This window comes from Janthinobacterium sp. YR213 (assembly GCF_900099875.1).
Classification (GTDB): Bacteria; Pseudomonadota; Gammaproteobacteria; order Burkholderiales; family Burkholderiaceae_D; genus Janthinobacterium; species Janthinobacterium lividum.
In genome coordinates this window covers 630,912-643,922 of the sequence record NZ_FNDA01000004.1, presented here as the reverse complement: position 1 = coordinate 643,922, position 13,011 = coordinate 630,912, and the positions used below count along the sequence as shown (strand labels likewise).

Sequence of the window (13,011 nt, the reverse complement as noted above, 5' to 3'; positions counted from 1 at the left end):
GCGGGATTCTTCAGCTAAATAAACGCAGGGCGCGGGTGGAGCCGGCCGGAATGTCGGCCGCGTCCATTTCCTGGTAAAACTCTTGCACCTGGCCGGCGATCTCGGCCAGCGCCGCATCGGACAAGGCCTGGTTGTAATCGTCGACGATGGTCGCGTCCAGGCGGCCCACCAATGCCTTGGCGCAGGCGACCATGGCGCCGAAACCGTCGCGTGCAGGCGCCACGCATGGCACATCCAGCAACAGGGTCAGGCGTGGCGTCGTTTCTTCGGCCAGGGTGACATTCGTCGACAGCGAGAACAGATAGCCGCCGTCGCCGTCCGGCATGACGAAACGGCCATCAGGACGCACGTCAAAGCCCTGTTTTTCCAGCGCGAACAGCAAGGTGGAAATGGCCCATGGCGCGCCATTCGTGTGCAGGTTCACACCCAGCTGGGCATCGTGACCGGCCACGAAACGGTGCAGATTGCGCGCTTCGGCCATCACTTCCATCATGTCGGGCACTTCCGGCTCGGCGCCGATCTCGTCGGCCACACCGCGCAGGCGCGTGACCAGTTCCGAGTATTCCAGTTCATTCAAGGCCGTGCTACGGCTGGCCAGCTGCACGCCGCCCTGCATCTTGGTGTAGACACCGCCATGCGTGATCGGTTCCCAGTCGCCATTCACGTGCAAGCCGATGAAGTGCACGGGCTTGTTACCCACCAGGCGCAGGGTTTGCAGCACGGGCAGGATCTTGTCGCCGCGCACGGGCGCTTCCAGCGACAGGGGCAGCAGGCAATCGATCAGCGGGTCGACCAGGCTGGTTGCCTGTTCGCTGGCGGCGCTGACTTCCTGCTGCGCCGGCGCGGCAGGCGTGGCGGGTGCAGGGTCGGCATCGGCCAGCGAAGGTTCCGCATGCACGGGCGCGTCAGGTACGGGGGCCGCTGGCGGCGCGCCGAACGATGGTTCGGCCTTGGCGGCGGGCGCCGCGTCGAAGCGCGGCTCCTGGCGCAAGACGGGTTCCTGGGCTTCCACGGCGGGGGCGTCGCCCTCGCGCATCAGCACGTCGTCGTGGTCAGTGGAAAAGGCCCGTTCCACACTTTTCTTGGCCTTGTATTCCTGCCATTTGTTATACGAGAAAACGCCGACGATAAAGACGCCGCCGGCGCCGAACAAGGTAATTTGAAGGTCTGTCATGCTGCTTGTGCCTCGGTTGCAAAATTTGCGGCGGACTCCATGTCCACCGCCACGATGCGCGATACGCCCTGCTCCTGCATCGTCACACCGATCAATTGATGGGCCATTTCCATCGCAATCTTGTTATGCGAAATGAAAAGGAATTGGGTCTGGTCGGACATGCGCTTGACCATGCGGCAGAAGCGTTCCGTGTTCGAATCGTCCAACGGTGCATCGACTTCGTCGAGCAGGCAGAACGGCGCCGGATTCAGGCGGAACATGGAAAACACCAATGCGGTCGCGGTCAGCGCCTTCTCTCCACCTGACAACAGGTGGATGGTGGCATTTTTCTTGCCGGGAGGCTGCGCCATGACTTGTACACCGGAATCGAGAATCTCGTCGCCCGTCATGGTCAGTTTCGCCTGGCCGCCGCCGAACAGAATCGGGAACAGCTCGGAAAAGTGATGGTTGACCTTGTCGAACGTGTCTTGCAGCAAGTCGCGCGTTTCCTTGTCGATCTTGTGGATCGCGTCTTCCAGCGTATTGATCGCTTCCGTCAGGTCGGCATTCTGGGCATCGAGGAAATTCTTGCGCTCGGATGCCTGCGCCAGCTCGTCCAGCGCGGCCAGGTTGACGGCGCCCAGGCCCGTGATGGCATTCGTCAAACGCGTCACTTCGCCCTGCAGATACGAGGGACGCATGTCCGGGTGCAATTTTTCCGTCAGGACCGCTTCATCGGCGCCCGACTCCAGCAATTGCTGGGCGAATTGCTCCTGGTTCAGGCGCGCGGCCTGTTCCTTGAGCTGCATTTCCATGATTTTGTCGCGCTGCGGCTGCAGACTGCGTTCCGATTGCGTGCGCGCATCTTCGGACAGGCGCAGCTGCTGCGTGATCTGATCGAGTTCATGGCGCGCATCGGCCAGCGCCCGCTCCTGCGTCGTGCGGCGTTCGAGCAAGTCCTGCAAGCCGTCGGCCGCCGCACCGCTTTCCAGGTTGGCCAGTTCCAGTTCGCCCGCCTGCAGGCTGGCAGTCACTTGCTGGGCCTGCGTACTGGCCGTGGCGATGTTGCGGCGCAACTCCTCGATCTTCGCGCGGTGGGCTTTTTCCGCGTATTCCGTATCCTTGGCGGCCCGCTCCAGGTCGCGCAAGGCTTCGCGCGCTTCGGCCAAGCGCTGTTCCTTCTGCAGGAAGTCCGTATGGCCGTCTTCGTGCGCTTCCTGCAAGTTGCCCAGTTCCATGTCCAGCTGTTCGAATTTTTCTTCCGATTCCAGCTTGGTCTGCATCTGTTCCGCTTCCTGCGCGGCGATTTCGGCCAGGTCGGCGCCGATCTGCGTGCTGCGCTGGTTGAAACGCGCTTCCACTTCCGACAATTTGACCACGTCGAGCTGCAAGGTATGCACGGATGCCGTCAGTTGCTGGATGCGCAGGCGCAGGTCGGACAGGTTGCGCGTCAAGGCCCCCACGGCCGCGTCGGCCCGTACGGAACGGGCGCGCGCCTCTTCGGCCAGCAATTGCTGGGCGCGCAATTGCTTGCCGATATTCTCGATTTCCTGCTGGCGGCCCAGCATGCCTTCCTGCTCCGAATCAGCCGCATAGAAGCGCACGCTGGTGGCCGTGACCACGTGACCGGCGCGCGTGACGAAGTAGCCGCCTGGCGGCAACTTTGCGCGTTCGGCCAGGGCTTCGGCCGCGTCTTCCACGGCGTAGGCGTTATACAGCCAATCCTGCAATAAGCCGCGCAAGCCCGGATCATTGAGTTTGAGCAAGTTCAGGAACGGTTTCAGACCCGGCACTTCCGGCATCGGCAGCGGCGCCACGGTGGATGGCGCATACAGGGCCAGCTTGGCCGGCGGCGCGTCGGCAAAGAATGCCTTGGCCCAGTCGATGTTCGACAGTTGCAGGGCCGACGTGCGCTCGCGCAAGATCGATTCCATGGCCGCTTCCCAGCCCGCTTCGATCTGCAGCTTTTGCCACAGGCGCGGCAAGGTGTCGAGCTCGTGCTTTTTCAGCCATGGCTGAACCTTGCCCTGGGTCTGTACCCGTTCCTGCAATTGTTTCAAAGCAGAAAGACGCGCTTCCAGCTGGGCGTTGGCGGCTGTTTCGGCATTGACCTGCGCCTGCGCCTCCATCCGTTCCTGCTCCAGCTTCGGCTGCTGCTCCAGCGCCTCTTCCAGGTAGAAGCCCTGTTCTTCCAGCGTTTGCTGCTTTTCTTCCAGCTGCAGTTTCAGGTTTTCCAGATGGCTGCTGTCGGGCAAACTCAGGCTGTTCTTTTCCTGCTGCAGGCGCTCGCGGCGGCTCAGGAGACTGGCCAGGATGTTCGAGGCGTTGCGCTGGTGTGCCGATTCCAGTTCCAGCTGCTGCTGGGCCTGCATGATCCGGGCGCGCGATTCCGTGCTCTTGTTTTGCGCGGCGCGCCAGGCGGCGTCGAGCTCGGGCAATTGCTCGCCCTTCTGCTCCGCCATCATTTGCGATTGCTCGACCTTGGCAGCCAGCTCTTCGAGATGAAATTCCGCCTCTTCGATCTGTTCCTGGTATTCGCCACCCTGTTGCGTCCACTGGTCGCGCTGGGCCGTCAGGGTCGCCAGCTGCGCCTGCAGGCGCGCGCGCGATTCGATGACGAACTTGATCTGCGCTTCCAGGCTGCCGATTTCCGCATTCGTCTGGTACAGATGGCCTTGCGCCGTGTGCAAACGGTCGCCCACGGCAAAGTGCGCCTGGCGCATCTGCTCGAGGGTCAGTTCCACATTGCGCAGCTTGGCCGTCTGCTCTTCCAGGTCCGTCTGCGCCTGTTCCACTTCGCGGAAATAGCGCGTCTGCTCGTTTTGCGCCTCGTTCTTGCGCAGCAACCACAACAGTTTTTGTTTTTCTTCCTGGTCCGCCTGCAAGGCGTGGAAACGGGTGGCCACGGCCGCCTGCGCTTCCAGCTTTTCCAGGTTGGCATTGAGTTCGCGCAAGATGTCTTCCACGCGCAGCAAATTCTCGCGCGTGTCCTGCAAGCGGTTTTCCGTCTCGCGGCGGCGTTCCTTGTATTTGGAAACGCCAGCCGCCTCTTCCAGGAAGACGCGCAATTCTTCGGGACGCGATTCGATGATGCGCGAAATCATGCCCTGGCCGATGATGGCGTAGGCGCGCGGACCGAGGCCCGTGCCAAGGAAAATATCCTGGATGTCGCGCCGGCGCACGGGCTGGCCATTGATGTAATAGGTGGACGTGCCGTCGCGCGTCAGGGTGCGCTTGACGGCGATCTCGGCGTACTGGCCCCATTGGCCCGAGGCCTTGCCATCGTTGTTGTCGAATACCAGCTCGACCGAGGCGCGCCCGGCCGGCTTGCGGTGCGTGGAGCCATTGAAAATGACGTCCTGCATGGACTCGCCGCGCAGTTCCGACGCTTTCGATTCGCCCAGCACCCAGCGCACGGCGTCGATGATGTTCGACTTGCCGCAGCCATTCGGCCCGACCACGCCCACGAGCTGGCCTGGCACCTGGAAATTGGTGGGATCGACGAAAGACTTAAATCCCGACAACTTGATGGAAGAGAGACGCACGTGTTTTAGAGTTCCTGGCCTATGCTGGCGGTTATATTATGGGTGAACCCGGTTCATATTCACTTCAGATGCACCATCGCGGCGGCTGTCTGGCCATGCACCGCAAAAAAAGTGGTTCATCATACCATTTCCTGATGCTTTTCTGGCCAAAAAACCGTGGCGCCAGGCGCCAGCCTGCCCCGCATCATGGGGCTGGGCGGCCATCCTGCGCCAGTTTCCAGTCTTCGCGGGAAAAAACACGTTCATGGCCGGACAGCACCAGGGCCAGTTTTTGCAGCCATTGCTCGGTCGGCATGGGTTCGGCCTTGAAGCTGAGCACCACCATCAGCACCAGGCTGGCCAGGGCCAGCGCATGGCTGACGGCAAAATTGACGGCGCCGCGGGCATTCCACATGAAGCCCAGCGCCAGCGCCAGACCCAGCACGCAGCCGCTGACGGCTTCCGACACGCTGTGCGCATGGACGACCACGCGGGAAATAGCCACCAGCACGGCAAACGCCACGCCGACGAGCACGCCGGCATGGCGCCAGCGCGGTGCGGCCCGCTGCAGCAGCACATACATCAGCACGGGAAACACGGCGCCAGCGCGCATGGCGTGGCCGCTGAAACCCGTAAAATCGAGCGCGCTGCTGCCCACGCCCCAGCTCATGAAGGCCAGCTTCGACAGCACCACGAGGGCCAGGCCGCCGCCGTACCACAGGCTCCAGCTCAGTACCAGGCGCCACTGGCGCGAAACGAGCAACCAGAGGGCGATCGCCACGCCAGCCGGCCCCATCACGGCCATATCGGCCGCAAAAGAAATTCCATTCCACCAAGTCATCGTGCCTGCACTTATTTCATGATCAGCTTGCACTATGCCACGACTCAGTGCTGTTCCGCGCGGCTTTTGCTGTGCTGCAGCGAAGAATTACATTCGATTACAAAATTTCCACGCCGAAACCATCCGCCGGGCATTGCAAGGCACGCGTCAGATATTCGTCAAGCGCTTGCCCTTGGGCGGCGCAAAGTCGCGGATCGATTCGATCATGCCCACTTCCAGCGCCTGGTCGGCCGTCAGGTGCAGGTCGGAATACGCGTGCACCTGCCACTGCTCTTCCGTCAGGTTGACGTGGCCGCGCAGGATGCGCTCGGTGCGCATGTCGTCGGCGCGCAAGCCCTCGACGATGATGCTGAGCGCGTCGGGGCGCGATCCGGGCGAGGCTGTCGCATGCGACTTGTGCACCATGAAACGGGCCGTGTCGCTGGCGTGGCGGTGCCGCCCCGCCAGGAACAGGGTGACGGCGATGGACGCCACGGCGCCCGCATTGTAGGTAATGATGTCGAGCGGCAACTTGCTGAGAAAGTTGTACAGACAGATGCCATCGCTGACATAGCCGCCGTTGGACTGGATCAAAATGTGCGCGGTGGTAAGCTTGTCTTCCGTGATGTCGGCCACGGCGTTGAAGACGCGCCGCACCATGTCGCTGTTGACGTCGCCCGAAAGGGTAAAGTAACCGTGCTGCTCGGTGTTGTTTTGCGTCTCGCTTTGTGTAGTGTTCATGGCAGGCACCCGCAAGAAAGCCAGAATTTCATCATAGCGCATTCCCGCGTGGCCGGGCGCCCTTTTGCACCGGGCCAGCGCCCCTCCCAGCCCCGCAAACCGGGGCTTTTGCTGCAATTTGGCAACGTCTTTTCAGATTGACAGAAACACCCTGCTGGCATATATTCCTCCCACTTGATCGGGAGAGGGCAAACCAGCGTTGCCGCCGAAGGGGCACTACCCAAAAACTCTCAGGCAAAAGGACCGATCAGGCGAACTGAAGCTGTTGCTTTGGCGACACGTTTCAGCTCAACTCTGGAGAGCGGCCGCGGCTATTGCCGGCGACCCACCGAAGGGGCGCACGGGGCAAGCCCCCGTAATCTCTCAGGTACAAAGGACAGGGGGGTCAGTGATCACGCTGGAAAGCCGTGTTTGGCTATTCTATGTTTTGTTAACTCCCCTTTTACCTTCGTCCCGAGGAATCCATGACGCTCAAAGCGACCCCACTCAATAACGCCCACCGTGCCCTCGGCGCCCGCATGGTCGATTTCGGCGGCTGGGACATGCCCGTCAACTACGGCTCGCAAATCGAAGAACACAATGCCGTGCGCGGCGACGCCGGCATGTTCGACGTGTCCCATATGTGCGTGGTCGATATCGAAGGTCCGAACGTGCGCGCTTTCCTGCGCGGCTTGCTGGCCAACAACGTTGACAAGCTGCAAGTGTCGGGCAAGGCGCTGTACTCGTGCATGCTCAATGCCGAAGGTACCGTCATCGATGACTTGATCGTTTACTTCTTCAATGAAAACTGGTTCCGTCTGGTCGTCAACGCGGGCACGGCGGAAAAAGACGTGGCCTGGATGCAGCAGCAAAATACCAGCACCAACAGCGGCCTGACGATCACCCAGCGCCGCGACGGCAATGACGCCATGGCGCTGGTCGCCGTGCAAGGCCCGAACGCCCGCGCCAAGGTGTGGCAAGTGCTGCCGGAAACGCAAGCGGCCTCCGAAGCCATCAAGCCATTCAACGTCGTCATCGTCAAGGACACGGCTTTCGGCGAAGTCATGTTGGCGCGCACCGGTTACACGGGTGAAGACGGCTTTGAAATCGGCGTGGCCGCCACCCAGGTGGAAGCCCTGTGGAACGCCCTGGCAGCGGCCGGCGTCAAGCCGGCGGGCCTGGGCGCGCGCGATACCCTGCGCCTGGAAGCGGGCATGAATCTGTACGGCCAGGACATGGATGAAACCGTCAACCCGCTCGACGCGGGCCTGGCGTGGACCATCGACCTGGTCAGCGAGCGCGACTTCATCGGCAAGGCCGCCCTGCTGGCCAAAGGCCAGAACGCGCAATTCGTGGGCCTGATCCTGCGCGAAAAAGGCGGCGTGCTGCGCGCCCACCAGAAAGTCATCATCGCAGGCAGCGAAGCCACGGGCGAAATCACCAGCGGCACCTTCAGCCCGACGATGCAGGAAGCGATTGCCCTGGCGCGCGTGCCGAACGGCGTGAACGTGGGCGACACCGTGCACGTGGAAATCCGCGGCAAGCAGCTGGCCGCTTCTGTTGTCAAGCTGCCTTTCGTGCGTAACGGTAAAATCCTGGCTGCGTAAGCGTATTAGAGCCGCCCGCAAGACCGTACAACCATAATCAATAACGAACACTTACCATCTGGAGCCACACATGAACATTCCTGCAGAACTGAAGTACACCGCTTCCCACGAATGGGTACGCCTTGAAGGCGACGGCACGATCACCGTCGGCATCACCGAGTACGCGCAGGACGCCCTGGGCGACATAGTCTTCGTCGAACTGCCAACCGTGGGCAATACCTACGGCGCCGGCGACGACGCCGCCGTGGTGGAATCGGTCAAGGCAGCGAGCGACATCTACGCGCCGATCGCCGGCGAAGTCGTGGCCGTCAACGACGACGTGGTCAACTCGCCTGAGTCGATCAACGCCGACGCCTACGCCAACTGGCTGTTCAAGATCAAGCCAGCCGACGTGTCGGCCCTGGACGGCTTGCTCGACGCTGCCGCCTATGGCGCCACCACCGGCGCGTAATCGCGTTTGACTCACGGGCCGCAATCGCGGCCCGTTTGCATTTTTTCTGCGCTGCGTCCGCGCGCCGCATCCCGGTTTTTCAGTCTTTTTTGGCCTCTATATCATGACCCGCACCAGCCTGACCCAACTCGAAGCACGCGATGCCTTCATCGCCCGCCACATCGGCCCTTCTGCCACCGAACAGCAAGCCATGCTGGCGACCCTCGGCTATCCATCGCGCGCCGCGCTGATCGACGCCCTGGTACCGGCCAACATCCGCAACAAGGGCGCCCTGCCCCTGGGCGCGTACTCGCAGCCCATGCCGGAACAGGAAGCCCTGTCGCGCCTGAAAGCCATCGCCGGCAAGAACCAGGTACTCAAATCCCTGATCGGCCAGGGCTACTACAACACGTTCACCCCTGGCGTCGTGTTGCGCAACATCTTTGAAAACCCGGCCTGGTACACGGCGTACACGCCTTACCAGCCAGAGATTTCGCAAGGCCGCCTGGAAGCGATTTTGAACTTCCAGCAAGTGATCACGGATCTGACCGGCATGGGCATCTCGAACGCCTCGATGCTGGACGAAGGCACGGCCGCCGCCGAGGCGATGACCCTGATCCAGCGCGTGGGCAAGTCGAAGTCGAACGTGCTGTACGTCGCCAACGACGTGCTGCCGCAAACGCTGGAAGTGGTGCAGACGCGCGCCCAGCCGATCGGCATCGAAGTGCGCACCTTCGACCCGGCTGAAATCGAGTCGCTGGACGCCTGCTTCGGCGTGCTGCTGCAATACCCTGGCGTCAACGGCGTCGTGCGCGACTACCGCGCCGGCGTGGAAAAACTGCACGCGAATGGCGCCATGGTCATCGTCGCGGCCGACCTGCTGGCCCTGACCATGCTGACGCCGCCGGGCGAATGGGGCGCCGACGTCGTCGTCGGCAACAGCCAGCGCTTCGGCGTGCCGCTCGGTTTCGGCGGCCCGCACGCGGGCTATCTGTCGACACGCGATGAATTCAAGCGCAATATGTCGGGCCGCCTGGTCGGCGTGACCGTCGATGCGCAAGGCAACAAGGCGTATCGCCTGGCCCTGCAAACGCGCGAACAGCATATCCGCCGCGAAAAAGCGACCTCGAACATCTGCACGGCGCAAGTGCTGCTGGCCGTGATGGCCTCGATGTACGCCGTCTACCACGGTCCTGCCGGCCTGCTGCAGATCGCCCAGCGCGTGCACCGCTACACGGGCGTGCTGGCCGCCAACCTGAAGACCCTCGGCTATGGCGTCGTCAACGCGAGCTACTTCGACACCCTGACCATCAATGTCGCCGATGCGGCGCAACTGCACGCGACGGCCATGCACCACGGCGTCAACCTGCGCAAGATCGACAATACCCATGTCGGCGTGTCGCTCGATGAAACCACCACGCGCGACGATATCGCGCTGCTGTGGAAAGTGTTCGCGCACGGCCTGGCCAACGCGCCTGCCGCGCCTGACCTGGACAGCGTGGAAGCTGGCGTCACCAGCGCCCTGCCGGCACAGCTGGCGCGCGAGAGCGCCTACCTGACCCACCCCGTCTTCAACAGCTACCACTCGGAACACGAAATGCTGCGCTACCTGCGCAGCCTGGCCGACAAGGACCTGGCGCTGGACCGCACCATGATCCCGCTCGGCTCGTGCACCATGAAGCTGAACGCGACGAGTGAAATGATTCCCGTCACCTGGCCCGAGTTCTCCAACATCCACCCGTTCGCTCCCGATGCGCAAACGGTCGGCTACCGCGAAATGATCGCGCAACTGGAAGAGATGCTGTGCGCGCTGACAGGCTACGCGGCCGTCTCGCTGCAGCCTAACGCCGGCTCGCAGGGTGAATACGCGGGTCTGCTGGTGATCAAGGCCTACCACGAATCGCGCGGCGAAGGCCACCGCAACATCTGCCTGATCCCGTCGTCGGCGCACGGCACCAACCCGGCATCGGCCAACATGGTCGGCATGCAGGTGGTCGTCACCAGCTGCGACGCTAACGGCAACGTGGACTTGGCCGACCTGAAAGCGAAAGCGGAAAAGCACAGCGCCAACCTGGCCTGCGTAATGGTCACCTACCCATCCACCCACGGCGTGTTTGAAGAAGGCATCCAGGAACTGTGCGAGATCATCCACTCGCACGGCGGCCAGGTCTACATCGACGGCGCCAACATGAACGCGCTGGTCGGCGTGGCCGCTCCCGGCTCGTTTGGCGGCGACGTGTCGCACCTGAACCTGCACAAGACCTTCTGCATCCCGCACGGCGGCGGCGGACCAGGCGTCGGCCCGATCGGCGTCGGCGCCCACCTGGCGAAATTCCTGCCGAACCAGCGTTCCTCCGGCTACCAGCGCGATGTGGCCGGCATCGGCGCCGTCAGCGCCGCGCCATTCGGCTCGGCCAGCATCCTGCCGATTTCGTGGATGTACATCGCCATGATGGGCGCGGAAGGCTTGACGGCCGCCACCGAGACGGCGATCCTGGCGGCGAACTACATCGCGCGCCGCCTGGCGCCGCACTACCCCGTGCTGTACTCGGGCCACGACGGCCTAGTCGCGCACGAGTGCATCCTGGACCTGCGCCCGATCACGGACGCCACCGGCATCAGCAACGAAGACGTGGCCAAGCGTTTGATGGACTTCGGTTTCCATGCGCCGACCATGAGCTTCCCCGTGCCGGGCACCCTGATGATCGAGCCGACGGAAAGCGAATCGAAAGTGGAAATCGACCGCTTCATCGACGCCATGATCGCCATCCGCGCGGAAATCGCCAAGGTCGCCAGCGGTGAATTCGACCACGACGACAACCCGCTGAAAAACGCGCCGCACACGGCACAGGTGTTGATGTCGGACAACTGGGAACGCAAGTACAGCCGCGAAATCGCCGCCTACCCCGTCGCTTCCCTGCGCCAGCGCAAATACTGGCCACCAGTCGGCCGCGCCGACAACGTGTACGGCGACCGCAACCTGTTCTGCGGCTGCGCGCCCATCAGCTCGTACGAAGAAGAGTAAGCGCCGGGCGCCCGCTTCCGCGGGCGTGTCGACGACAAGAAGGCAGGCCACGCGGCCTGCCTTTTTTTATGCCTGCACATCCACGTAGGTCGGATTAGCGCGCAAGCGCGTAATCCGACACATGGTTGGCGCTTGTGGCGATGTCGGATTACGCTCCGCTAATCCGACCTACAACGTGACAACGCTACAGCGCCAGCAAGGCCGCGCCCGGCACCCCCAGCACGGTGCCCAGCATCGTCAACAACACGACATCGCGCCGCTCGCAGCGGGCGCGGTGCGAACTCCAGGCGGCAAACAGCAGTGCGACGGCCACGCCGCTGAGCGAAATTCCCACTTCCGTCATGTCCGCTCTCCCCGCAGATGCGGCGCAGCCGCCATTGTTACGTTCATCATCGTCGTCATCCTTTGCCTTTATTGAGTTGGCTACCTATCGGTAGGTAGTTAGTGTACAATAAAAAAGACGGCAATGTCCATGCCGTGTTTTTTGACGATACAAAGGAAGCGCAATGCAGCAGCAAACCCCTCTTCCCGCCGCCAGTCTCGGGCTGGCGGCTTCCCTGGCCCTGGTCGCCGTGCTCGGTCCGGCCGGCATCGACATGTACCTGGCCTCGATGCCCGCCATGGCGCGCGAGCTGCACACCTCGTATGCGAATGTGCAGCTGAGCCTGACCGTGTTCCTGCTGGCACTGGGCGGCGGGCAGCTGCTGTGCGGCCCGCTGACCGACATGCTGGGCCGGCGCCGTCCGCTGCTGGCCGGCATCGCCGTCTACATTCTTGCCGCCGTATGGGCGTCGCAGGCGGATCAATTGACCACCCTGCTGCTGGCGCGCACCCTGCAGGGCCTGGGCGCGGCGCTGACCCTGGTCGTCGTGATGAGCATGGTGCGCGACGTGGCCGATGGCGTGCAGGCGGCGCAGCTGTTTGCCCTCCTGATGACCATCGTGGGCCTGGCGCCCGTGCTGGCGCCGGCCGTGGGTGGCTTGCTCGACGCACATTACGGCTGGCGCGCCGTGATGCTGGCCCTGGCCGCGCTCGGTGTCTTGACCCTGCTCAATAGCGCGCTGTTCCTGCCGGAAACGCTGCCCCGCGCCCGCCGCGTCTCGCCGCGCGGCATGCACCGCACGTATGCGCGCATCGCGCTGGATCGCGCCTTCCTGCTGCCCGCGCTGGCCCTGTCCGCCACTTTCTTTTTCCTGTTTGCGTATATCGGCGGGGCATCGCTCGTGTACCAGCGCGATTTCGGCCTGTCCGCCGGCAGTTTTGGCCTCGTCTTCGGCGCCACGGGCGTGGCCGTGCTGCTGGGTGCGATGGCCAGCGGCCGCCTGGTGGAAAAATATGGCGTGGCGCGGTTGAGCGTGACGGGCAGCGCGGCCATGCTGTGCGGCGCGGGACTGGCCCTGCTCGGTGCCCGGGTGGGTGCAGGCATCACCGCCGTCGTGCCGGGCATGTTCGTGGCCCTGTTTGGCCTGGGCATCGCGGAAGCGGCGCTGATGGCCATGGCCATGGGTTCCCAGCAGCGCGCGCTCGGCTCCACGGCCGCCCTGCTGGGCGCCATCCAGATGACCTTGTCGTCCCTGGCCACGCCGCTGGCGGCCAGCCTGTCCGAATGGGGGCCATTGCCCTGGCTGCTGTTCTTGACCGTGGCCGGCCTGCTGGTATCATGGCTGACCCTGGCCACTGCGCGCGTCCATCCGGTCCATGCCAGCAGCCTGGGAGCGCACTGACGCCTCAC

General features: G+C 63.3%; 9 protein-coding genes and 2 riboswitches. Of the genes, 4 read left to right on the top strand and 5 right to left on the bottom strand.

What is annotated here, in order from left to right:
- Window positions 1-10: 10 nt before the first annotated feature.
- From BLT98_RS20585 to BLT98_RS20570, 4 genes are all read right to left on the bottom strand, one after another.
- Window positions 11-1,174, bottom strand: coding sequence for a cell division protein ZipA C-terminal FtsZ-binding domain-containing protein (locus BLT98_RS20585; protein WP_034784162.1), 1,164 nt, complete (start codon window positions 1,172-1,174; stop codon window positions 11-13).
- On the bottom strand, window positions 1,171-4,698 hold the full coding sequence (smc, locus tag BLT98_RS20580) for a chromosome segregation protein SMC (protein WP_092610937.1): 3,528 nt from the start codon (window positions 4,696-4,698) through the stop codon (window positions 1,171-1,173). The genes BLT98_RS20585 and smc overlap by 4 nt, the downstream gene beginning before the upstream one ends.
- A 184-nt stretch (window positions 4,699-4,882) precedes the next feature.
- Window positions 4,883-5,518 (bottom strand): phosphatase PAP2 family protein, encoded by a 636-nt coding sequence (locus BLT98_RS20575; protein ID WP_225317295.1) that lies wholly within the window; start codon window positions 5,516-5,518, stop codon window positions 4,883-4,885.
- 147 nt (window positions 5,519-5,665) lie between these two features.
- Window positions 5,666-6,238 (bottom strand): ATP-dependent Clp protease proteolytic subunit, encoded by a 573-nt coding sequence (locus BLT98_RS20570; RefSeq protein WP_070257426.1) that lies wholly within the window; start codon window positions 6,236-6,238, stop codon window positions 5,666-5,668.
- 169 nt (window positions 6,239-6,407) lie between these two features.
- Window positions 6,408-6,494, top strand: a riboswitch (glycine riboswitch).
- Window positions 6,495-6,522: 28 nt separating this feature from the next.
- Window positions 6,523-6,628: riboswitch (glycine riboswitch) on the top strand.
- Between the two features lie 74 nt (window positions 6,629-6,702).
- Here BLT98_RS20570 and gcvT point away from each other — a divergent pair.
- The 3 genes from gcvT to gcvP all read left to right on the top strand — a co-directional run bounded on the left by gcvT (window position 6,703) and on the right by gcvP (window position 11,279).
- A complete protein-coding gene (gene gcvT / locus BLT98_RS20565) occupies window positions 6,703-7,824 on the top strand; it encodes a glycine cleavage system aminomethyltransferase GcvT (RefSeq protein ID WP_070279245.1) in 1,122 nt (373 codons plus the stop codon).
- A gap of 70 nt (window positions 7,825-7,894) precedes the next feature.
- The gene (gene gcvH, locus BLT98_RS20560) at window positions 7,895-8,275 is read left to right on the top strand and encodes a glycine cleavage system protein GcvH (protein ID WP_034784168.1); all 381 of its coding nucleotides are present in this window, start codon (window positions 7,895-7,897) and stop codon (window positions 8,273-8,275) included.
- Window positions 8,276-8,378: 103 nt separating this feature from the next.
- A complete protein-coding gene (gene gcvP / locus BLT98_RS20555; protein WP_092610934.1) occupies window positions 8,379-11,279 on the top strand; it encodes an aminomethyl-transferring glycine dehydrogenase in 2,901 nt (966 codons plus the stop codon).
- Between the two features lie 184 nt (window positions 11,280-11,463).
- Here gcvP and BLT98_RS29255 read toward each other — a convergent pair whose 3' ends face one another.
- Complete coding sequence (locus BLT98_RS29255) at window positions 11,464-11,622, bottom strand: hypothetical protein (protein ID WP_170846446.1); 159 nt, start codon at window positions 11,620-11,622, stop codon at window positions 11,464-11,466.
- Window positions 11,623-11,785: 163 nt separating this feature from the next.
- Between BLT98_RS29255 and BLT98_RS20550 the strand changes: the two genes are divergently transcribed.
- A complete protein-coding gene (locus tag BLT98_RS20550) occupies window positions 11,786-13,003 on the top strand; it encodes a Bcr/CflA family efflux MFS transporter (protein WP_092610931.1) in 1,218 nt (405 codons plus the stop codon).
- Window positions 13,004-13,011 lie beyond the last annotated feature (8 nt).